Origin of the sequence: Croceifilum oryzae (assembly GCF_030814315.1) — a bacterium.
Taxonomy (GTDB): Bacteria; Bacillota; Bacilli; order Thermoactinomycetales; family Thermoactinomycetaceae; genus Baia; species Baia oryzae.
The window spans coordinates 32,736-55,851 of sequence record NZ_JAUSUV010000001.1 but is presented as its reverse complement, the minus strand read 5'-3'; the positions used below and the strand labels follow the sequence as shown (position 1 = coordinate 55,851).

Annotated in this window: 24 protein-coding genes, 1 pseudogene and 1 riboswitch; of the genes and pseudogenes, 11 read left to right on the top strand and 14 right to left on the bottom strand. The window is 40.0% G+C overall.

What is annotated here, in order from left to right:
* Positions 1-36 precede the first annotated feature (36 nt).
* The 3 genes from J2Z48_RS00290 to metK all read right to left on the bottom strand — a co-directional run bounded on the left by J2Z48_RS00290 (position 37) and on the right by metK (position 2,564).
* Positions 37-462, bottom strand: a complete 426-nt coding sequence (locus tag J2Z48_RS00290; protein WP_307249866.1) for a hypothetical protein — start codon at positions 460-462, stop codon at positions 37-39.
* 36 nt (positions 463-498) lie between these two features.
* Positions 499-1,272, bottom strand: coding sequence for a LuxR C-terminal-related transcriptional regulator (locus J2Z48_RS00285; RefSeq protein ID WP_307249865.1), 774 nt, complete (start codon positions 1,270-1,272; stop codon positions 499-501).
* A gap of 92 nt (positions 1,273-1,364) precedes the next feature.
* A complete protein-coding gene (gene metK, locus J2Z48_RS00280) occupies positions 1,365-2,564 on the bottom strand; it encodes a methionine adenosyltransferase (protein ID WP_307249863.1) in 1,200 nt (399 codons plus the stop codon).
* Between the two features lie 367 nt (positions 2,565-2,931).
* Between metK and J2Z48_RS00275 the strand changes: the two genes are divergently transcribed.
* The 4 genes from J2Z48_RS00275 (at position 2,932) to J2Z48_RS00260 (ending at position 7,175) form a co-directional block, all read left to right on the top strand.
* Entirely contained in the window at positions 2,932-4,047 is a 1,116-nt protein-coding gene (locus tag J2Z48_RS00275; protein ID WP_307249861.1) for an LCP family protein, read from the top strand.
* Between the two features lie 41 nt (positions 4,048-4,088).
* Positions 4,089-5,333 (top strand): LCP family protein, encoded by a 1,245-nt coding sequence (locus J2Z48_RS00270; protein WP_307249859.1) that lies wholly within the window; start codon positions 4,089-4,091, stop codon positions 5,331-5,333.
* Between the two features lie 134 nt (positions 5,334-5,467).
* A complete protein-coding gene (locus tag J2Z48_RS00265; RefSeq protein ID WP_307249857.1) occupies positions 5,468-6,490 on the top strand; it encodes an LCP family protein in 1,023 nt (340 codons plus the stop codon).
* Between the two features lie 58 nt (positions 6,491-6,548).
* Positions 6,549-7,175 (top strand): YigZ family protein, encoded by a 627-nt coding sequence (locus J2Z48_RS00260; RefSeq protein ID WP_307249854.1) that lies wholly within the window; start codon positions 6,549-6,551, stop codon positions 7,173-7,175.
* A 23-nt stretch (positions 7,176-7,198) separates the two neighbouring features.
* On the opposite strand, the gene J2Z48_RS00255 is transcribed toward J2Z48_RS00260, so the two are convergent.
* From J2Z48_RS00255 to J2Z48_RS00240, 4 genes are all read right to left on the bottom strand, one after another.
* On the bottom strand, positions 7,199-7,744 hold the full coding sequence (locus J2Z48_RS00255) for a hypothetical protein (RefSeq protein ID WP_307249852.1): 546 nt from the start codon (positions 7,742-7,744) through the stop codon (positions 7,199-7,201).
* Between the two features lie 163 nt (positions 7,745-7,907).
* Positions 7,908-8,588 (bottom strand): SMI1/KNR4 family protein, encoded by a 681-nt coding sequence (locus J2Z48_RS00250; protein ID WP_307249850.1) that lies wholly within the window; start codon positions 8,586-8,588, stop codon positions 7,908-7,910.
* A gap of 50 nt (positions 8,589-8,638) precedes the next feature.
* On the bottom strand, positions 8,639-8,986 hold the full coding sequence (locus tag J2Z48_RS00245; RefSeq protein ID WP_307249848.1) for a hypothetical protein: 348 nt from the start codon (positions 8,984-8,986) through the stop codon (positions 8,639-8,641).
* Between the two features lie 81 nt (positions 8,987-9,067).
* Positions 9,068-9,310 (bottom strand): hypothetical protein, encoded by a 243-nt coding sequence (locus J2Z48_RS00240; protein WP_307249846.1) that lies wholly within the window; start codon positions 9,308-9,310, stop codon positions 9,068-9,070.
* A 155-nt stretch (positions 9,311-9,465) separates the two neighbouring features.
* On the opposite strand from J2Z48_RS00240, the gene J2Z48_RS00235 reads away from it, so the two are divergent.
* The 7 genes from J2Z48_RS00235 (at position 9,466) to J2Z48_RS00205 (ending at position 17,325) form a co-directional block, all read left to right on the top strand.
* A complete protein-coding gene (locus J2Z48_RS00235) occupies positions 9,466-9,639 on the top strand; it encodes a hypothetical protein (protein WP_307249844.1) in 174 nt (57 codons plus the stop codon).
* A 323-nt stretch (positions 9,640-9,962) separates the two neighbouring features.
* On the top strand, positions 9,963-10,619 hold the full coding sequence (locus J2Z48_RS00230) for a DUF4309 domain-containing protein (protein WP_307249842.1): 657 nt from the start codon (positions 9,963-9,965) through the stop codon (positions 10,617-10,619).
* 203 nt (positions 10,620-10,822) lie between these two features.
* Positions 10,823-11,515 carry a response regulator transcription factor gene (locus J2Z48_RS00225; RefSeq protein ID WP_307249840.1) on the top strand — a complete coding sequence of 231 codons (693 nt, stop codon included), beginning with the start codon at positions 10,823-10,825 and terminating at the stop codon, positions 11,513-11,515.
* Positions 11,512-13,002 carry a sensor histidine kinase gene (locus tag J2Z48_RS00220; RefSeq protein ID WP_307249838.1) on the top strand — a complete coding sequence of 497 codons (1,491 nt, stop codon included), beginning with the start codon at positions 11,512-11,514 and terminating at the stop codon, positions 13,000-13,002. Before J2Z48_RS00225 ends, J2Z48_RS00220 begins: the two co-directional genes overlap by 4 nt.
* Positions 12,992-13,987, top strand: coding sequence for a DUF4309 domain-containing protein (locus J2Z48_RS00215; protein WP_307249836.1), 996 nt, complete (start codon positions 12,992-12,994; stop codon positions 13,985-13,987). The genes J2Z48_RS00220 and J2Z48_RS00215 overlap by 11 nt, the downstream gene beginning before the upstream one ends.
* A gap of 331 nt (positions 13,988-14,318) precedes the next feature.
* A complete protein-coding gene (locus tag J2Z48_RS00210; RefSeq protein WP_307249834.1) occupies positions 14,319-15,719 on the top strand; it encodes a lipid II:glycine glycyltransferase FemX in 1,401 nt (466 codons plus the stop codon).
* A 73-nt stretch (positions 15,720-15,792) separates the two neighbouring features.
* A complete protein-coding gene (locus J2Z48_RS00205) occupies positions 15,793-17,325 on the top strand; it encodes a M1 family metallopeptidase (protein WP_307249832.1) in 1,533 nt (510 codons plus the stop codon).
* Positions 17,326-17,542: 217 nt separating this feature from the next.
* On the opposite strand, the gene bla is transcribed toward J2Z48_RS00205, so the two are convergent.
* From bla to J2Z48_RS00170, 7 genes and pseudogenes are all read right to left on the bottom strand, one after another.
* The gene (bla, locus tag J2Z48_RS00200; RefSeq protein WP_307250396.1) at positions 17,543-18,445 is read right to left on the bottom strand and encodes a class A beta-lactamase; all 903 of its coding nucleotides are present in this window, start codon (positions 18,443-18,445) and stop codon (positions 17,543-17,545) included.
* Between the two features lie 218 nt (positions 18,446-18,663).
* Positions 18,664-18,993 (bottom strand): type II toxin-antitoxin system PemK/MazF family toxin, encoded by a 330-nt coding sequence (locus J2Z48_RS00195; protein ID WP_307249830.1) that lies wholly within the window; start codon positions 18,991-18,993, stop codon positions 18,664-18,666.
* Positions 18,993-19,265, bottom strand: coding sequence for an AbrB/MazE/SpoVT family DNA-binding domain-containing protein (locus J2Z48_RS00190; protein WP_307249828.1), 273 nt, complete (start codon positions 19,263-19,265; stop codon positions 18,993-18,995). The genes J2Z48_RS00195 and J2Z48_RS00190 overlap by 1 nt, the downstream gene beginning before the upstream one ends.
* Before the next feature lie 135 nt (positions 19,266-19,400).
* Entirely contained in the window at positions 19,401-20,192 is a 792-nt protein-coding gene (locus tag J2Z48_RS00185; protein ID WP_307249826.1) for a MetQ/NlpA family ABC transporter substrate-binding protein, read from the bottom strand.
* A 35-nt stretch (positions 20,193-20,227) separates the two neighbouring features.
* A complete protein-coding gene (locus J2Z48_RS00180) occupies positions 20,228-20,884 on the bottom strand; it encodes a methionine ABC transporter permease (protein WP_370872826.1) in 657 nt (218 codons plus the stop codon).
* 13 nt (positions 20,885-20,897) lie between these two features.
* Positions 20,898-21,635 (bottom strand): annotated as a pseudogene (locus J2Z48_RS00175) (methionine ABC transporter ATP-binding protein); the annotation flags it as partial.
* 91 nt (positions 21,636-21,726) lie between these two features.
* A riboswitch (SAM riboswitch) is annotated at positions 21,727-21,844 on the bottom strand.
* 69 nt (positions 21,845-21,913) lie between these two features.
* Positions 21,914-23,116, bottom strand: coding sequence for a glycosyltransferase family 4 protein (locus tag J2Z48_RS00170; protein ID WP_307249824.1), 1,203 nt, complete (start codon positions 23,114-23,116; stop codon positions 21,914-21,916).

Sequence of the window (23,116 nt, the reverse complement as noted above, 5' to 3'; positions counted from 1 at the left end):
TAAAAAAACCAGACACGCACACGGAGTCTGGTGATATTACGATGCTGACCACTTTCCTTTATCTGTATCCTCTTCATACGAAACTCGTAGATCCATCACAATAAATCGCTCGCCAACCTTCTGATTGGCTTTCATCCATCGTTCGACAGCTCCATCATCAGATGGCATATGAATAAACTCCAATTCCACGTATCTACGATTTAGCTTCTCCAGTAATCGATCTGCCTCTTCTGTGTGGCCAATTAACAGGCAGCTCACCTTTCCATGACTCCCTGAAATACGACGATTCGTATAGTAAGATCGAATCCACCATTCTAATTGCTGTTCTGTATTATCTGCAATGACGACCAAGTGCGATGCTTTATTATGATAATAACTTCCGTATAGCCAATTGGATCTCTTGACTAACATCCAGACGACAAAATAGGTAATCACCCCTGCTAAACAAACCCACACCATCATAATCACAAACCCCCTTTTCCCATCTCAACTGGATTTCTATATTAATTGAACCCATCCGTATTTGATAGCAAGCAATACAGCTTGTGTACGATCTTGGACATCTAATTTATATAAGATTTTGCTTACATGATTCTTAACGGTCTTCTCACTAATAAATAAATGCTCTCCAATCGCCCTGTTATTTTTTCCTTGTGACAGCAGGCGTAAAACCTCCATCTCGCGATTGGTTAGAATCTCTTGCCAATTCACTATATGATACGAAGTATGAATTCGACTAAAAGCACCTTCTTGCCGGCTTAATCTCCGAAGTTCACTCGCCATCCTGCCTATCAATACTGGATGTATATAGGTGCCACCACAGACAATCACTCTTAAGGCCTCGATGAGTTGTTGCGGTTCCATTCCCTTTAATAGATAGCCAGTCGCTCCATTACGGATGGCTTCCACTGCATACTGATCTGCTTGATCTGTCAGGATGAGGACTTTTGTTTGAGGAGTCACTCGATTAATGTGATACGTTACCTCCACTGCATCCATTCTAGGAAGATATAGATCCATCACAACGACTTGTGGTGTAAGAGTTTCACATACATGCGCTACCTCTGATCCATCTACACAAGATGCTACAATTTGCAACTCAGGATAATAAGAAAATATATTTTTATATCTATTCAGATAAATATCACTAGAATCTGCTAATAAGACACGGATGGGGGATATATGGGAAGGCTCGCCTAATTTGGCATTTCGCTGGTGAAGAAACGGACTCTCAATCAAAACGTTCACCTCACTCCCTTGATGAATATCCAAAATCGCCTGACATCTCTTTTTATTCTATCATGAATCCTTTTTTGTTTAAACAAAAAGAGCCATCCTTTGTTGGATGACTCTTCGTGATTCGCTTATAAGCCTGCGTCTGTTTTTAACGCTTCTACTTTATCTGTACGCTCCCATGGGAGGTCGATATCCGTACGACCGAAGTGACCGTAAGCAGCAGTTTGGCGGTAGAGTGGACGACGTAGGTCTAGTTGGCGAATGATTCCGGCTGGGCGGAGGTCGAAATGTTTGTTTACCAATTCAACTAGAACCGCTTCATCAACTTTACCAGTACCAAATGTCTCAACGCGAACGGACATAGGGCGAGCTACTCCGATTGCGTAAGCCAATTGCACTTCACACTTCTCAGCAAGACCAGCAGCGACTAGGTTCTTCGCTACATAACGTGCCGCATATGCAGCAGAACGGTCTACTTTCGTAGGATCTTTACCAGAGAATGCTCCACCACCATGGCGAGCATATCCACCGTAAGTATCTACGATAATTTTACGACCCGTAAGTCCAGCATCCCCAAGAGGTCCACCGATTACGAATCGACCGGTCGGATTGATAAAGTACTTTGTATTTTCATCGATCATATCTTTTGGAACAATTGGACCAAAGACATGCTCTCGTATATCGCTCTGAATTTGTTCGAGTGTAGCATCCTCAGCGTGTTGAGTTGAGCATACAAGTGCATCAATCCGTACTGGCTTGTCGTCTTCATACTCAACTGTTACTTGGATTTTCCCGTCCGGACGTAAGTATTTGAGCGTTCCATCGACACGTACTTCATGAAGCCTTCTAGCTAGTTGATGTGCCAATGAAATGGGAAGCGGCATCAATTCTGGAGTCTCATTACAAGCAAAGCCGAACATGAGTCCTTGATCCCCTGCACCAATCGCTTCAATCTCTTCTTCCGTCATAGAACCTTCACGAGCTTCTAACGCTTGATCGACACCTTGGGCGATATCCGCAGACTGCTCATCAATCGATGTCAAAACAGCACAAGTTTGAGCATCAAAGCCAAATTTTGCACGAGTGTATCCGATATCACTTACTGTTTTACGTACAATTTTTGGGATATCAACATAGCAATTAGTTGTAATTTCACCCGCAACTAAAACCAAGCCAGTCGTAACAGAAGTTTCTGCTGCGACACGAGCATTTGGATCCTTTTCCAAAATAGCATCCAAAATAGCATCCGAAATCTGGTCACAAATCTTATCTGGATGACCCGCTGTTACGGATTCGGAAGTAAACAACGCACGCTTCTTTTCAGACATGGATTCTCCCCCTAAATAACCATTATATGTAAATAAAAAAACCTCTCCTCTCTTGGAAAGGTGTTTCTACTCTTCAGCTTGATGACAAACTTCTCGTGTGAACACCTAGTAAAAAGAGGCTACTTAATTCCAGTCAATCACTATATCACCACTAAGAATACAAGATTATACACATAAACACAAGCAATATTCGGTATTCATATAGTTGTATTTTCCGACTAAATAAATATTCCACCACCTCCCACACATATCCCAAGTCTCCATGCATTTTTGAGGATTTTGTGTACCTTGCTTACTAATAATGTTAAAAAAGTAGAAAAGGTGATAGGATGAAGTAAAAAATTATACAAATAAGTGAGGGCTAGTTATGCAAGATGGCTTTAAGCCCCTAGATTCGGATAAACAACCCACTCAGAAAAAGAGTAGGAAAAAAAAGATTCTCATCTGGACCTCTGTGATTCTCTCCTCTCTTCTTGTTACAGCTGGTATTTACGCCTATAATCTCTATACAACCGTAACCAGCAGTCAAGACTCTACCGCAGGAAAATCTTCCTTAAGAGAAGAGCAAGTCAATGTAAAGAAAGAACCTTTTACTATCCTATTCATCGGAGCGGATCAATACGACTCCAAAAAAGAATCTAGAGAAGGTTGGCGTCCTGATGTGATGATGCTCGCTGTCATCAATCCAGAAAAAAAGAACATACACATGGTAAGTATCCCTCGTGATACCTATTTTCAAATCCATGGAACGAAGACTCAAACCAAAATCAACGCTTCTGCCGCTTCCATATATACGAGTGTAAATAAGCTTACTCCAATCAACTCTGTACGCGAAACCGCTCAAGATTTTTTGAATCGACAAATCCCCATTGATTATTATGCTAAAATCAACTTTAGCGGATTTATGGACCTTGTCGACCAAGTGGGTGGAGTTGACGTAGAAGTTCCATATGACTTTAAAATGCAGACATTTGGCGGGAAATATCTCCACTTTAAAAAAGGAAACCAACATTTAAATGGGGAAGAAGCACTTGTTTTTGTACGACAACGAAAACAGGATCCTGAAGGGGATCTCGGGCGTAACAAACGACAACAACAGGCCGTAAGGCAAGTTTTAGATAAAATGCTTAGCTTCAAAAGCTTAACGCAGTTTACCGATATCACCAAAGTGATCGGGAATAACTTCCAGTACAGTTTTGGGTTTTCTGATATATTACCTCTAATGAGTATCTATGCGGATATCCCCAAAGAAAATAACCAAGTTATTAAATTAAATACTTATTCTAGAACTTTACCACCACATGGGGATTGTCAGATCACGACAGAGGGCGAACGCAAACGAGTCGTCGCAGAACTGCTAAAAGCAATGGATAAACCATACAATGCGACAGATCTCGCATACGATTTCGAACAAGATCTCAAGAACCCGGATCGTAAGCCAAAAACCACGAAGTCAAACGAGACAAATACAGCCAAACGCTAACAAATATGACTCGAGAATCATATCTGAAAGGAGCATGATGAATGAACTCTCAACGCAATCGACAACAACGAGTAGAGCGTCGTAAAAAGAAGAAGAAAAAAAGAATCATTATTATCAGTTCGATCTTAGCTCTTTTTATTGGTATAGCAGGCTATTATGCGACGAATCTTATTAGTGCATTTTCAAACTCGCATGACGAAAACCTAAAAACAGATGCCAAGAAAGTAGACGTAAAGCAAGAGCCTTTTACCATGCTTTTAGTGGGTATTGACCAGTATGATCTTGAAAATGAAAACAAAAGTGGAGGACGTCCTGACGTCTTAATGGTAGCTACCGTAAACCCAAAGGAAAAATCTGTACGAACCATGAGTATTCCTCGTGATACGTATGTGAAATTCTATAATTCGACTAGCAAGGGCAAGATTACGGAGACCTTATCTGCCCTCCACTCTGGTTCGGATGCAAAAGCAAAAAACCAACAAATCGTGAAACAGGTAGAGCAGTTCTTAGATAACAAGATCCAAATCAATTACGTAGCACAGATTAACTTCTCAGGATTTATGGATTTAGTAGATGCAGTAGGTGGCATTACGGTAGATAACAAATATAAATTCCAAGTTCCGTTCTATGGTGGAAAATTGCTGAAATACGAACCAGGACAAATCAAATTAGATGGTGAAAAAGCTCTTATGTATGTAAGGACTCGTAAAGAGCATAAAGGCACTGGCTCAAGAGTTCCTCCAGAAATGGAAGATGATAATGACCGAAATCGCCGTCAGCAAGAAGTCATTAATTTGATTTTAAATAAGATGATTGGATTTACTGGAGTTACACAGTTTAGCGACATCACCAAAGCAGTCGGCAAAAACTTCCGTTATAGCTTTGATATGGGTGAGGTACTTCCATTATTTAATGTGTATCGCGAAGCACAACACAACAAAGAATCAATAACCCTATTTAATTATGAGGTTAGAGATGGTAAGTCATATCAAACGGTTCCAGAAGGGGAGCGCCAGCGTGCCATCGCTGAGTTACTGAAACATCTAGGGAAAGACTACGACAAGCACGCACTCTTATATGATCATACTCTGGACCCTTTTCAGGCAAAAACGCTTGAGCAGATTACAACGCAAATCTCTCCAAGGGCATACCGGAATTCAGAAGGTACAGGTTCTAATCAATCCAATCAACCTAATAACAACCAGCCTAAACAACCTAATGGTCAATCTAACCATTCTCAAAACTCCTCCAACAAAGGAAACAAATCAACCACGACAACTCCATAATTTCCAAGAAAAAATACCTGATCCATTCAGGTATTTTTTCTTTTTCTCTCCTAAGCTTGATCCTAATATTTCCCAAATGATAGTATAAGAGCAATTCGTTTTCCAAAGCTTCTAATGAAATGAGGAATCATTTGGTGAAGAATCAACGCTCAGAGCAACGAGCAACTCGAAGGAAAAAGAGGAATCGGATACTCTTCGTATGCTTGGCGCTTTTCGCTCTAATTGGTAGCTTTTATATATATCAAATGTGGACTGCTCTAGCAAAAGGGCATGATTCAAATGCAACAAAGTCAGACCTCAGGCAAAAGCAGGTAGAGATTGGGAAAGAACCCTTTACCGTCCTTCTCATGGGCGTCGATTCACGCACTGCCAAAGGGGAAAAGGAGTCGTGGCGCTCGGATGTCCTCATGGTTGCCGCCATTAATCCAGAAAAAAAATCGGCATCCATCGTCAGTATCCCCCGCGATACGCAGACGACGATCTCCCATACAAATGGTCGGAAAGATAAGATTAACTCAGCGGCTACATGGGGAAGAGAAAAAGGAGTCGATCCCGTTTCTAATGTACGACTTACGGTTGAGAGCTTTCTAGGAGGCGTCCCCATCGATTACTATGCGAAGATTAACTTCCAAGGCTTTATGGATGTAGTCAATCAACTGAATGGAGTCGATGTAGATGTCAAAAGAGCTTTCACGTATCACTCCTTTAACGATAAAATCATCCACTTCCGCCTTGGACCCATGCACTTAAACGGGGAAGAAGCACTAGCCTATGTACGCATGCGAAAACAAGACCCTGAGGGAGATCACGGCCGCAATCGAAGGCAACAAGAAGTCATTAATCAGCTTTTAGACAAATTAACAGGCGTTCAAGTACTGACCAAATTTACTTCGCTCACGGAAATCGTAGGGAATAACTTTGCCTATAGCTTTAGTCCCTCTGAAATACCTACTCTAGCTAGCGTCTACCGTGGCATTCCGAAAGAATCTTTCAAACACATCACGATTCAAGCTCCTTCTGAAAGAATCAACGGAATCTGGTATGATTTAGTTAGCCAAAAAGAGCGTGATCGCGTTAGCAATCTACTTAAAAAAGAATTGGACCTTCCGTATGATCAAAATAAAATCGAGGTCCCTTCACCGAAAAAGACAAATTAACAACACCTCAAGACGGCGCCTATAGCCGTCTTTTCTTTGGGAGAGGAGCCCTCACATCATGAAGACACCATTATCGTATCTAACTATTGCTGGATATGGCGAAACGGAAATCATCATTCAAAAATCCCGTTTTATCTGCCAAGCTAGCCCTGTTAAAACCGAAGAAGAAGCCCAGAAGTTTATCGCCGACATCGCTAAAAAATACTGGGATGCGAGCCATAACTGCTCTGCCTACCTCGTCACCGATCTAATCCAAAAAGCATCCGACGATGGCGAACCCTCCGGCACAGCAGGCAAACCCATGCTTGAAGTCCTACATGTCAAGAAAGTTCAATATACCGCAGTCGTGATTACCCGATACTTCGGAGGCATCAAACTAGGGGCTGGCGGTCTCGTCCGAGCTTATAGCCAAGGAACCTCCGCCGCCCTAGAAGCCGCAGGAATCGTTCAACCCGTCCTCCATCAGTCTATCACCATCACATTTGACTACGCCCACATCGGAAAACTCGAACACGAACTACGCCAAACCCCCTACTTCCTCGACCAACCCGTGTTTACTGAGCACATAAGCTGGACTCTATGGGTACCCGTAGACGAAGTAGCACAGATCCAAGCACAGATCATTGATTGGACCCATGGTCAAGTGAAGGTAGAGCTGGGAGAGTTGGAGTATCGAGTGAAGTAGAAACAAATACGGAACCAACTTTGTTAACTCAACATGAATACCGTAATCCCACATTGTGGTCTTGTTACCGCTGTTGCAGCTAAGTTGGAAACGGTCACAAGTCCAGGAGGGCCTGCAGGCACTTCAATAATCGTTGATGCAGTGTGAGGAGCATTTGAGTTATTGGTAACTTGCGTTTGGGTTCCTTGAACCAGAGCCCCATTGAAAAGTAGGTTAAATATAAGGTTGTTCGTAACAGGACCTACTGTATAAATGACTAAGTAAAAATGTCCTCCTACTAAAGAGACCGCTCCAGTAGCGGGATCGAGAGTTATATTAGAACCTACCTGAGCTAGAACCGTATCGTAGGGTACCGTACTGTTTGCCGGAAGAACAGCAGTATTACCGGCACCGGCTATGGTAGCATATAAAAAGTTATTTGCTAGTGTTCCAGTAGCGCCTGTAGAACCTGTTACTCCATCAAGACCATCTCGCCCTCTGCCTCTACGCCCCCTGGGACCTCTAACCCCTTTAGGTCCCTGTGGTCCTTGAGGTCCACAACCAGGCTCATGTTTTCTACATCGGCTCATCTTCTCACTCCTAACTTTTGATATATAGATAGAATATGAATCTGTAACCATAATGGTATAGATAAAGAGACTATTTTGGATGCTTGTTCAAGAAAGAGGAATAAAAAACGCTCACGTATTCGCCATAGCTATCACGTGAGCGTTTTTTATTTATCTCAAATTTTTATTTATGATTCACAACTAGTTCAGAAAACCATTTCCTCCAACTCTGAGCATTATGACCGTTTGGATCTAACCCCTGATCCGTTAAGAAAGGTTCATAAGCCCAGATTTCGTTTCCTACACAGTGCAGTTTATTTAGCCTCTCTATAAAAGAATGAAATGAATCTGCTAGGTAAATAAGTTCATCTGTTTCATGATTCCAGTACACAACTGACGGTTCACCCATTACTTGCATATCAAAGGCAATAATATCTCCATTTGCCACATGCATAAATTGTAGCTTTCCGTGTAAGGGCGATCGATAATTTTCATCCTCAATTCCATAAATATGAAGAACATCCGCATCGAGGTCTCCAGCTAATTCGTCCAAATCCTCTATATCATCCATACGCCACTCAATTGTTCCAAAACCACCTTCTCTAAATTCCTTTGGCAGAGCTTGATCCAGTGGGTCTTTATAAAAATCCCATGACAGACTTACTGACTTTGAAAAATGCAACAACGTGTGTCGAAACATCGAAGGTAGCTGATAGCCAAGCCTATTTTCAATCTCTTCGATTTCTTGTTGAGTAGCAGGTTCTTTTATAATTGGTTGAGGTACAATTCCATCAGACCTTACTAAACGAACCTGTTCTAATATTGTATTCCATTCTAGAATCCACTGGTTATAATCATAGTTCATTTTGTTCATCCTCTTAGTTGTTAATAACGTGACATACATCTAAGTGTACCTTAATTCCCCTCATTCACGAGGAGACTTTTTTCAGTAGTTGATGGAGCTAACAAAACTTTCCCTTCGCTACTGATACTGGCATTAGGAGGGAGATTTTGTAGTTTTTCTTTTGTAAAACGATTCAATCCCTTCCCCAACTTTTTACTGTGAAACTCTTTTGGCATGTCTTTTATCAAATTGTTATAAAACTTCATGCCCTCTTCTCTAGCTTTTGTGTTCATATCAGATAAAAATATGGGCAGTAATTCCATTTTCCCACTATCATTCGCTTTTACGTTATTGAAGTTCCTAACTGGAATAGTAGCTAGACACACCGCAATGACACCCGATAATAATGCTTTTTTCATTAAAAACACCCTTCTACAACAAGTAGGAGAAAAGGGAATCCGCTTAACATGAATTCCTTTTTCTTACCACCAGCGATTATATTATTCCGGATCAAAAGAGTCATACAAGACAAAAACAGGGAAGAAAGAAGGATCAGTCTGCAGTCCCATACCTTCACCTTTTTCATTTTGATACATCACAAAATAATCACCGAAATGTGTATCATACTGGGCAGACTGAAATTGGAATCCTCGATTAAAATACTTAGTCGAAACATAAATATAAGTCGACCCAATCGCAATTGCTTTTTGAACGAAGTGAATCTGTGCCAGAAGGATCATCATATCAAGTTTATCCTATCATTCATGATAAAGACTGCAGTTTCTCGCAACAGAAACAGTAAAGGACTCGCTGTAGATGTTAAATGGGGAGGACGTCTTGGTAATTTTCAAGGTAGATAGTATATTATTGTACATCAACTTGAATGGAGTTTTTAAATATGGATAAATGGATGAACTATCTCTTGTTAACAGCAATATTAATAGGTCTACTGATTCTCATTTGCTTTACTATGAACCATTCTGTATTCCAAATTGTAGTAATTGTAGTCCTATCAGGAAGTATCATTGTTAACTTGGTACGTACGATCCGTGCATATTTGGGGACGAAGTAAAAACATTTTTAGTTGGATTGTAGGGGTTACTAAAGGACAAGTCTCATAGTTTAAGTGATTGATAACGAATGCTCCGCTTTATGGAGTGTTCTTTTTTAGCTTCTCGCCAGTCACCTTACATGAAAGGCTCCCACGACTTGTTGAATCGATCTATACTTACATTCAACTGCTTATGGATGAATCTTTAAATTGTTTACAACTCTGAAATAAGTCGTTTGTTACTTTGAAATAACCTCCCCCTATACTAATCCTTGTCACCAGGAGAAATAACAACAACATGTATGAATTTTGGTTGATTCACTATATTTTAGGGGGATATACAAATGAAGAAACCTGTATTTATTTTAGCGGGTGCGGTCTTATCTATCTCATTACTAGTTGGATGTAATGCACAAGCTGGTGCAAACATCCTTCCGAATAAGGGTCAACAAGTAGCGACTCAAGAGACTACACAACCTGCTACCGACAAACCAATGCAAGCCGTATTTTCATCAAATAAAGAAGAAGGTAAGCAAGGATCAAAGCCCGATACTCAAGAAGCTTTAGCGAAAAGGATACTCAGATCAGCTAAACAGGGAACTCTTCCTTATTTACCTAAAGATCTAGGGATTGGAACAAGTAATGAATTAATCTTTCAATTATGGGGAAGACCGAAGGATGGTTCATCTGGTCCAGTTCTGATGTATGAAAAATATCACACAGATATTTCGTTAGATTCCTTTGATAAAGTAGTGGAGATTACTTCTTACCGTCCTGATTACAAGAAGTTAAAAGTCGATCAGGTGATGAAAGAAATTGGAAAACCGACTAAAATCGAAGACACTTCTAAAGATGCTCCAAATACAGCTGAAGCCATCTATAACATCAAAGATCAGTTTGGAGACGAAATTCATCTCATTTTCTCGCACAATACGAAAACCAAACAAGTAATTTATGTAAGGTTATACGTTGAATCCAAAGCAGATAAAATCAAGAAATAAAAAAAAACTTGATTATACCTGCCACCTATCCAATACAGGTGGCAGGTGATTTTATTTTGTCTGGTCAGATAAGCCAAGCGATCGATGATTTGGCTTCGCGTATAATAGTTACGCTAAATAGACTATGCTGTAGAAAGAGTATATGAGAATATCGAGAAGTTGCAACTTAATATGAGGTCTTATCAACAAAGAGGGATGAGAACATGCAGGCAAAAATATTGGTAGCAGATGATGAAAAGAACATAACAAAAGCAATTGCTTATGCTCTTGAACGAGAGGGATATACGGTGGAGACTGCCTTTGATGGAGAAGAAGCATTACAAAAAATCTCCTTGTTCCATCCTCAACTGGTTATTTTAGATGTGATGATGCCGAAAAAGAATGGCTTCGATGTTTGTAAGGAACTACAGGGTTATAACGATTTAGGAATTATTTTATTGACCGCAAAGAATGATCTGGTTGATAAAATATTGGGTTTGGAGTTAGGAGCAGATGACTATGTCACTAAACCTTTTCATATCAAGGAGTTATTATCGCGAGTTAGGGTCATCTTAAGAAGACTAGATAAAAGTAAATCACTCATGAAAGACGAAGAAGAAATACAGGTCCATGATCTACGAATTCATACCAAGCAGAGAAAGGCTATTCTTTTTGGAAAACCGATAGATCTGACTTTAAAAGAGTTTGATTTGTTATTATTGCTATTTTCTAACTTAGAACGAGTATATACGAGAGAACAATTATTGAATGTAGTATGGGCGATGGATTATGCGGGAGGAACTCGTACGGTGGATATTCATATTCAACGATTGCGAAAAAAATTGGGTGATCCTTATCAAAAGCTCATCCAAACGGTATACAAAGTCGGATATAAGGCTTCTGGAGATCTAACATGAGAGTAAGTATAAAGATTAAGCTTAGTCTATTTCTTGCTATGCTTTTACTACTAACGGTAAGCGTATTAAGTATCTTAATTCTGCATGGGGTTCGAACCGATCAACAAAAGCATTATGAAGAAGAATTACGTCGGCAGGGTAAAGCTGCTAATCTATATATACGACAAGCTACTTTTACAGATCCTCGAGAGTCTAAACAGTATCTTACTGAGCGAGGAAAGGAACTAACAAGACAACTAGGATTAACAAGTGGAATGCATGTGATTTTATATGATCAAAATGGAAAAGAGATCGGTGATTCCCTTCCCACTGCTAGTAAAATCAATCTAACAAAAGTTCTACCTTACGCGTTAAAGGGGCAAACGGTTTATCAAATAACTGGAGATACTCTTTATTTTTTTACACCTCTACATGATATAAAGGAACAAATCGGTGTCATTCAGTTTCAGTATTCATTAAAAGAGAGTTTGGATTATTACAACAGAACCGAATCCCTTTTCTATCGTATAGGAAGCGGTGTTTTGATCTTTAGCTTTCTAGTAGGTTATATTTATTTTAATCGTCTAGCTGTTGGGATTTTGATGCTGGAAAAAACAACAGAACAAATTAAGATCGGTCAGTACATCTCTAAGCCACCGCTTAAAAGGAAAGATGAGTTAGGAACACTCAGTCAAGGGATTTATTTTATGAGTAACGAAATTGAAAAAAATATCTCTACCATGGAGGAAGAGCAAGAAAAACTGGAGTTAGCTGTAAACAAATTAAGAAGATTGGAAGAGCAACAAAAACAATTCATCGGTAATGTTACACATGAATTTAAAACACCTCTTACAGTGATCATGGCTTATTTAGAATTAATAGAAATGTATCCAGATGATCCAGGGTTATTGGAAGACGCTAAAAAGAACATTCAAAAAGAGACAATTCGTTTGGTTAAGATGGTCGAAAAAATCCTTCACCTAGCTACCTTAGAAAAATATGATTTTGAATCACAAATGGAACAGGTAGAGGTAAAAGAAATTCTCGAAGAGTTATGTAAACGAATTCGCATCAAAGCACAAAAGTATGGATTACGTTTGGACACCGACCTAGAGTCAGCCGTTATTTGGGCAGATCAAGAAAATCTCACTCATATTTTTATTAACTTATTAGATAACGCCATTAAATATAATGAGCCTCATGGGAAAATTGTTGTGAAAAGCTATGTAGATCATCAGAGGGTATGGATACAGGTAAGAGATACCGGAATCGGTATTCCCTTAGAGATGAAAGAAAAAGTGTTTGAGCCCTTTTATACAGTCAACAAGGATCGATCTAGGGAATTTGGAGGAACTGGGCTTGGACTGGCCTTAGTGAAAAAATTAGTAGAAAATCAAGCAGGAACGATTCACTTGATCGAAACAGAGGGAAAAGGAACGACGATTTGTGTTTCATTTCCTCTTTATACAAACGAGCACGTGCAAGGGAGTATCCACGATGAATCTTAAAAAAAGATGGCTCTATCTGATCTTTTTAGCGAGCGCATTCGCTTTTGCTGGTTGTGATATAGGAACGGCACCATCTGAGAATCAAATCAAAGTGATCGATTCTCCAGTAGATGAAAGCTCAACATCTATACAAACTGTAAAAGAGATCATTCAGTTAGCACGAATGGGAAAAGTAATCAATAGTGAATTTAGCATTCGTACGGAGAAAGCAACGATTATTCAGAAGTGGGGACAGCCCGTTACAGATCCTAATTACCCAGATGTTCTATTTTACACAAAAAGAGAGATCGAGTTTTCAGTTAACGATCAAAAGAAGGTAGTCCGGATCACTTGCGATGATCATCGCTTAGAACAGATTCCCTTGACCGATGTGATTCAAACGATGGGCAATCCTATAGATGAATATACAGAAGACGGGAAACATGTCTTATATTATCAGACAGGGAACTATCAGATTTACTTCGGCTTTGAAGTCCCGGACAAAACGGATTCAAATAATCCTCGAATGACATATTATTATATCGTTCCCATGTACGATATCAATACTCAAACAGATTTAGCGACAACCATACTCAGATCAGCTAAAAAGGGAACCCTCCCTTATTTACCTAAAGATCTAGGGATTGGAACAAGTAAAAAATTACTCTTTGAATTATGGGGAGAACCGAAAGATGGTTCGTCTGATCCATTTCTAATGTATGAAGAAAAATATCACACAGATATTTCGTTAGATTCCTTTGATAAAGTAGCGGAGATTACTTCTTACCGTCCTGATTACAAGAAGTTAAAAATCGATCAGGTGATGAAAGAAATTGGAAGACCAACTGAAATTGCAGACACTTCTAAAGATGTTCCACATACAGCTGACGCCATCTATACCATCAAAGATCAGTTTGGACAAGAAAATCATCTCATTTTCTCGCACAATACGAAAACCAAACAAATGATTTATGTACGCTTATACCATAAATCAGAAACAGATTAAATCATGAAATAAAGAAGAAAAATGGATTATACCTGCCACCTACTCAATACAGGTGGCAGGTTATTTTATTTTGTCTGGTCAGATAATCCAAGCAATCGATAATCTGTGATTTCTTATCATCCATCGTCAGCTACTTTTTTGAAACGGCTGAGTCTCTATTTTTTAGATTGTTTACAACTCTGAAATAAGTCGTTTGTTACTTTGAAATAACCTCCCCCTATACTGGTCCTTGTCACCAAGAGAAAAAACAACACCATGTATGAGTTTTAGTCGAATCGCAAGAAGAATGACTTCTGGTTGATAATGTTTCCACATGAAGGAAGTTGACGTAATGGAACGTAATATACAAAATTCATTTACTTTTTCAGACTGCATTACAGAAGAGGAATATAACGAATTTGTGAGACACCACTCTAAAAGCCACTTCCTACAAAGCGTCGAATGGGGAAAGTATAGAGAACAGAGTAGTACAGAGAAAATGTATTTAGTGGGACTTAAGGAAAATGGTCATCTGCGTGCAGCAGCTATGATTTTAGTTCGTTCTATGCCCGAACCGCTTATTTCTAAAAAAATGGCTATCTCCCCTAGAGGATTTGTAGTTGATTTTAAAAATAAAGATTACGTAAAGGCTTTTACACACTATCTTCGCTTGTTTTTAAAACGAAATCGCATTACCTTTCTTCGTATAGATCCTGATATTCGATTACATCCACGTACGATCGACGGTCATATCGAACGGGATAAGGATAATAATTATGACATAGTTGAAACGTTAAAAGGGATAGGCTATAAATCTCAAAAGATTAGGTCGTATTATAAGGGGCTTCAACCTCATTATACCTTTCGCTTAAACCTATCACGAACGGAAGAAGAGATACTGGGTCAGTTTTCTAAAAGTGCAAAATATAAGATACATCTGGCAGAAACACGGGGTATCGAAATGATAGAAGGAACAAAAGAACAACTAGACATCTATCATAAGTTACATTTGATTACCTCTCAACGGCAACATAGCTCCCCTCGTTCCTTGTCTTCCTTTCATCGTTTGTATGATTCCTTGTCTACGAATGGAAGTATAAAGATATATTTTGCTAAGTTAAATATAGATAAACACTTGAATTTTATAGTTGAGCAAATCAATAAGAAAGAGAATAGATTGTTACAGGTAAAGAAGAATGTGTTAGAAAAGAAGCTTAAGGCAAAACTTGAAAAAGTAAACTTGGAAGCGATCGAATTGAAAGAAAGCATAGATAAGCTCTTGATGCAAAAGGAAGAAATGAAAGAGTTAAAGAGTAGCAATCCAGATGGTCTTATTCTTTCAGGAGCTATTGCTATATTTCATAATCAAAAAACCTGGTATTTATATGGAGCAAGCTCTAATGAGTTCCGTCATCTCATGCCTAACTATTTAATCCAATGGCATATGATCAAAGAAGCGAAACGGAAAGGTTGTAACATGTATGATTTTTTTGGCATGCTTTCACGTGTAGCTAAATTTAAACCATTAGAGTGTCCTCTATATAGATTCAAAAGAAATTTTAACGGGGACTTTACCGAGTTTATAGGAGAATTCGATTTAGTAGCTTCTCCTCTATATTACTATATACATAAGCATCTCACTTTACATAAAAGAAGGATGCTAGCATGGAAAAGAAAGATTCATGCTGAAGAAGGATTTATAAATAAAAATCTATTATCTTTATTTAGGCGTGAGCAGAAAACAGAATTTTAGGATATCAACTTCATGAGAATAAGTCGCCAGGTTTATTGCTGATAAAGTCTATGATAAGGAGTAAGTGATCTAATTGAAAAGATGGACACGTATTGTTATGAACGGAATAATCTTATCAACTATTGCCATTGCGATAAAATCTTTACCAAATATAGATAAAAATCCTAATCTGTTCCATATGGATGTAAAAGAAAAATCGAGTGAACCCAGAACACAATACCAAATTCAAGCTGAGCTCGATCATCAACAGCATACCATTCGCGCAAGTGAAACGGTTTCACTTAAAAGTAAATCCTCTCAAGACCTGGATGATTTAGTCTTTCATTTATATCCCAATTCCTATAATCAAGTGGAGACTATGAGTAATATGCTGGCAAAACCAGATCCAAAGCTGATTGCAAAGGAGATCCAGAAGAATCCTTCACTAACAAAAAAAGACTTCCTTGGAGATATCGAAGTAAAGGATGTAAGCATTCGTGGTAAAAAAGTTACTTATACCCAAGAAAAACAAGTGCTTAAAATCCAACTACCTGATCCTATACAACCGAATGAGCATGTTGAAGTAAAAATCGATTTTGTCGTTAAAATACCCTATGGTTTTCAGCGCTTACACTACAGGGATGATTTTTATTCGATTACGAAGTGGTATCCCATTTTAGCCATGTATGATTCCAAAACAGGAAAATGGGATGAAAAGCCTTACTATCCTGATGGGGAATCCGATTTCAGTGAGTTATCCGACTATCATATGGAGCTTAAAGTTCCAAAAGAAATGACTGTCGCGGCTACAGGTACAGAAAAAGAAGATATCAATCAAAATGAAAAAATCATTCAAGTGAATGCTCCAAACGTGAGAGAATTCGTCTTTTTTGCTAGCCCACACTATGAAAAAGAAACCAGAAAAGTAGCCGGTATTACAGTGAATAGCTATTACGATAAACGAAACGCCCAGAGCAGGGAAATAGCAGTAAATGGGCTAAATATGGTAGAAAAAGCATTATCGTTTTTTAATGAAAAATTCGGACCATATGCTTACCCAGAATTTGATATTATGGAGACTCGAGTCCTTGGTGTAAATATGGAATACCCCACCATTATTCAAATGGGAGATTACTCGAACAAGGCTACAAAACTGTCATTTGTTCATGAATTAGCGCATCAGTGGTTTTATGGGATGATCGGAAATGATCCGTACCAAAATCCAGCATTAGACGAAGCATTTGCCGTTTTTGCAGATCAGTATTTTAATGAATACGACACAAAAGGCAAAAATGGATTTAAACATTATCTGTCCGATAAGAATGAGAGCATAGTCAGATTGCCAGGAGTTATCAATCGTCCACTAAATCAATATGGCCCTAATGAATACGGTAAATATATCTATGGCAAGGGTGGGATTGCGTTAATCGATTTATATTATAAAGTAGGCGAGCAAAAGTTTGATCAAATTATGAAAACTTATTTTGAGAAAAACAAGTTTACTAACGCAACCTTTGCAAACTTTTTTGATGTAGTAAGTCAAGTAGCCGGCAAAGAGAATGCAGATTATATAAAAAAGGCATTCTCTTTGCCAGATTATCATCCTACACATCTGCAAAAAAGGTAAAACAATAAAATATCCAGGATTTAACAAGACTTCGAATGGCGATAAGTTATGACGAATAGGACGCTCCACAGTAGTAAGATCAAGCCCCGTTTAGATTTGTTTAAAAAGAAGGATTCGATCTGAAATTGATAGATCGAATCCCTCATTATCCCTACGAAATCCAGTTGGTCTAAACCCATCCGAATCGTTTTACTACCCTTTTCAAATTGTAATAGATCTACTTCTTCTCCAGAGTGGCAATCACTTCTTTCGTTGCCTGTGCAATCAGCTCTTCGTTATAAGTAGCATCCTTCTGGTCTCGACTCGATAACAAAGCAATCACAATGGGCGCTCTGTTCGGAGGCCAGACAATGGCAATATCATTTCGGGTTCCGTAGCCACCTGATCCCGTTTTATCACCCACGATCCAGCCTTCCGGGACACCTGCACGAATGAGCTTATCTCCTGTCGTATTTCTCTTCATCCAATCGATCAACAAATTACGCTTGTCCGCCTGCAGGACATTCCCCAGTGTGAAAGCCTTTAGACTTGTCGCTAACGCTTTTGGTGTACTGGTATCACGAATATCTCCAGGAGTCGCCTCATTCAGCTCTGGCTCAAAGCGAGAAGGTTTCGTCGTATGATCGCCTATCTTCATTAATTCCTTTCTAGCCTCTTTCGGACCTCCAATTTTTTCAAGGATTAGATTAAGGGCAGCATTATCACTATAGCGAAGGGTAGCATCACAAAGCTCCCTAAGTGTCATTCCAGTATCTATATGCTTTTCAGTAATAGGTGCATACCCAGCTCGGGTTACGTCCTCTTTTGTATATGTAATCAACTCATTCAGCTGATCAATTGATTTTTGCTTCAACAACATACCTACGATGAGAGTCTTAAAAGTAGACGCATAGGCAAAACGCTCGTCCGATCGGTGCGTAACAGTACGCCCTGTTCCCGTATCAATTGCATAAACACCTAGCCGTGCATCAAACTTCTTCTCCAGATCGGTAAATGCTTGATTCACTCTATCATCACTTACACTGTGTTTCACTTTATTTTCTTCCGCTTGAACCATTTCACTTACACCTGTAAAACTAAAAAGACATAATCCAGCAAGCATTCCCATGGCCATTTTCATCTTCTTCAAGAGATATCATCCTTTTCTGTTATAGATTCGTAGATGGAGAATTTGGCATTCCCACATACTGCCTATTCAAATAGACACCTCCCTTAAGGGTACTTATTTCCCCTACAAAAACGAAAACAAACTCCTTTTTCCCTAGCAAAAATCCCCAATTTAGTGTCTCCCGTTTCTGGTTATGAGCATAAAAATAGTGAGCTACATTTCCCGCTCACTTATGATAAAAAGGTATGAATGAGTTCTAAACAATCTGCCACTACTTCATCCGTCACTTGCCCCTTTGTTTCAAATCTTCGTACATTCCAATCTAAACTCTTCACCTGATCCGTGAGAATTACTCCTTGAAATGGGAGCCCCTCAGGTAATTTCACTTCAAACGGATAACCTTTTTCTACACTGGTAATCGGGCAGACAACTGCAAATTTCGTGGTTTCATTAAAGATCTTCGGCGATAACACAATCGCAGGTCGTCTCCCTGCCTGCTCGTGCCCCGCTTGTGGGTTAAATTGGAGGTATACTAAGTCACCTCTCTCTGGTGCGGTCATTACAGAAGCTCAGCTCCTTCTGCTTCCCCAAAATCCACTTCATGATGTCGATTTTCCGGAGTCACTTTTGCTAATAGCTCCTCAAGTGTGGGTCTTTGCTTCATGGGAATCAATTTGATCTCTTGACCCTCTACTACCATTTCCATTTCCGATCCATTTTCAATCGATAACATCTCTGCAACGTGATTCGGAATCCGGATGGCAAGGCTGTTACCCCACTTAGACACTAATGTGGTCACGCTGATTCCTCCCTTGCTTGCCTTTGATTTCATTATATCGCCTCCCTATTTTCATGTATATACATTGTATCTACATTATGACCAAATTATTCACATTAACATCATACGGAAACCAAAATACTCCCCAGTACATCCTATTCGTTCATAGGTCTGCACTGGGGAGTTCGATTAAAACGCGGCTACTACTGCGCCTTTGTACTTCTCATCAATAAACTTTTTCACTTCTGGTGAGGTTAATACCTTCGACAATTTCTTCAGGGCGTCTTTGTTTTCGTTGCCCTGTTTTGCAGCAAGTATATTGACGTACGGTGAGTTTTTGTCCTCGATGAAAAGGGCATCCTTGATTGGATTTAGTTTTGCTTGTAATGCATAGTTTGTGTTGATAACCGCTAAATCTACCTCGCCTATGGTACGAGGGAGCATCGCAGCTTCTAGTTGCTTAAATTGAAGTTTCTTCGGATTTTCCTTGATGGATTGGAGCGTTTTCTCGCCATCTGGGCTATCTAATTTGATCAATCCTTTTGCTTCTAGCAACTGAAGGGATCGTTTGAAATTAGACGGATCATTCGGTAATGTGACCGTCGCGCCGTTTGGAATCTGTGCTACTTCTTTCCACTTCTTAGAATATGCACCCATTGGCTCAATGTGGACACCCGCAACCTTTACGATGTGGTACCCTTTTTCCTTATTGGTCGTCTCTAACCAAGGAACGTGTTGGAAGAAGTTCGCATCGAGTTGACCTTCTTCTACTGCTTTATTAGGCAATACATAGTCTTGGAATACTTTTACGTTCAGCTTTACACCTTCTTTTTCAAGTTGTGGTTTGATGTGCTCGAGAATCTCAGCATGTGGTACTTGGGACGCTCCTACTGTTAAGGTAGACTCTTCTTTCTTTCCTCCGCAAGCAACGGCAAGCAACGAAATAACCGTGATTAAGGCAACAAGCCATCTTTTTTTCATCTCTTATTCCTCCAATGTTAGATATGATTCTTTTCTTAACGGTGGTCGACTTTGCGACTGATCGCATCGCCAATCCACTGAACAACTTGAACAATCGCTACCAATATGAAGCTACATACGAGCAACATTTCATTATTAAACGACTGGAAACCTACTCGCAGAGCAACGTCTCCCAGTCCACCGCCGCCCACAATCCCAGCAAAGGCGGAGTAGCCAATGAGCGAGACACACGTTACGGTAATCCCAGAAATCATCGCTGGCATCGATTCAGCCAATAAAACTTTGCGAATGATGGTAAATCGATTCGCTCCCATCGCATGAGCGGCTTCCAAGGTGCCTCGATCCACTTCTAATAATGCTGTTTCTACCATTCGGGCAAAGAATGGTGCGGCTGCTACGGTTAATGGAATTGTGGCAGCAGTTGGTCCTAAGCTGGTGCCGATGAGAAACGTCGATAAAGGAAATAACAATAAAATAAGGACAATAAACGGTACACCCCGGAAGACATTCACTACAACGGCTAAGCTTTTATGAATCACTTGGTTCTCCCATAGATGACCACGATTCGTAATCACGAGGAGTACACCGAGCGGTAAACCCAATAGTACTGTGAACAGCGTCGAAATCCCGACCATTTGCAATGTATCTAACGTAGCTTGCCAGACAGTCACCCAGTCTACTTGATCAAGCACTGTGCCCACCTCCCAAACCTTCTGTAAAACGCTTGGTCACTTCATGTTGCGGATCCCGAAACACTTGTTGTACCTCGCCTAATTCCACAATCGATCCCGTCTCCATCACTGCTACTTTGTTACAAATCGCATCTACTACGCTCATCTCGTGTGTGATCAAGGCTACGGTAATCCCCATCTCTTGATTGATCTCTTTTACTAACTGCAAGATGGAAGTCGTCGTCTCTGGATCGAGGGCGGAAGTAGCTTCGTCACATAGTAACAAAAAGGGATCATTGGCGAGCGCACGTGCGATCCCAACACGTTGCTTTTGCCCACCGCTTAGTTCGGATGGATACGCATCTCTCCGTTCCCATAGCCCGACACGACGTAATAATTCTTCGGTTCGTTGCTCGATTTCGTGCTTTGCTTTCCCTGCTATCTCAAGTGGAAAGGCTACATTTTCTCTTACGGTACGGGACCAGAGCAGATGATAATGTTGAAAGATCATGCCAATCTTCTGTCTCAGCAACCTAAGCTCTCCATCGGACAAAACAGCTATATCTTTGCCATTCACATGGATCGAACCACTTGTTGGCTTTTCTAATCCGTTTAGTATGCGAAGTAAGGTGCTTTTACCAGCACCGCTGTAACCGACGATCCCGAAGATATCCCCCTTTTCGATCTGAAGGGTAATCTCTTGCAATGCGATGACTTCTTGCTCTCGTTGCTTGGCTGGGTATCGTTTCGTAACTTGCTCGATATGGATCAATGGGTTCACCTTCCTTATTTCAAAATAAAAAATCCCCTTTCTGCAGATGATTGCAGAAAGGGGATATGTATATAGACAAAGATCCACTTTCCTCTCATCTACCAGAACAAAAAGCTCTGCAGGAATTGGCACCTTGTTTGTATATTTACACATACAAACTGGTTGCCGAGGTATCATAGGGCCTGTCCCTCAACCTCTCTGGATAAGAGAAAATCTCAAGATATTCATTTTTAAATTTAGTATCGCAACGAACTAACGCTTATACTAGATCAATTTATTTAATATGTCAATGATTTTATTTTATCATAGCACTCGATCAATTGATTCGCATTTTGCTCCAAAGAAAAGCCACGTGAAGCTACATAGGCTTGTTTTCCTAGCTCTTCTCGCATATCGTCCATTGTTATCATTTCATGTAAACATTGCGCGATATGCTCTGCATCTTTGGGACGGGCAAGCCTTCCTGTCACACCATCTTGCAGGACTTCTTTGATTCCTCCCACGTCTGTTGCCACCATAGGTCGTCCACAACCCATTGATTCGAGCAGGATGGAGGGTAATCCCTCGCTGAGACTGGTTAACGCAATCACATCCGCACTATTCATCCATAGTGGCATTTCATCATAGGGTCTTCTGCCCATCAAATGAACCCGATTGGAGAGATTAAGCTCTTCGATCTCTTTTTCTAGGCTACTTTGAAGGGGTCCTGCTCCTACTAAATATAGATCTAGACCTTCGTGCTGATTATCCTGAACGAGGCTGTGAAATGCTTGTAGCAAATAGCCTACTCCCTTTACAGGCAGTAAATTCCCTATAAATACCATCTTTTTACCCTCGGATGGAATCCCAAGACGAAGACGAGCTTCTTCACAATCGATTGGATAAAATCGATTCGGATCAAAGCCATTATAGATCGTGGATACAGGTAATCCTGGAACCATTTGATCCACCTCATCACGAAGCCGATCGCTTACCGTGATGAGATGATCGCTTCCCTTTAATGCTTCGATCGTTCGCTCAAAAATCTTTTTATTTTTCTTTGGATAAAGCATGATATCAGAGCCATGAATCGTGCTAATAACAGGGACTCCTAGTGCCTCTTTTAACTGGCCACCTGCATATCCATCTGGAAAAATCGTGTGACAATGAAGTAGCTCATACGGGAACTCCTGCTTAATTTGGTGCAAGATCGTTTTTAGTGATCGTATATAAAACGCTCCATAGCGATGGAAAAAGAAACCACCCGGAAACATCCTTGTAGGCACATAGTAGACAGGGATTCCATCTCGTTCTGTCTGACTAGGTAAGTCTGAGTAACTTTTCCACTTTTTATACAGAGGAAAGTTTGGAATCGGTACGACTACCCGCACTTCGCATCCTGCATCTCGCAGTGCCTTTGTCTGATTATGTACAAAGATCCCTGATTGCGGATTTACGTCACTTGGGTACATATGCGATACAACCAGAACTTTTTTCGTCAA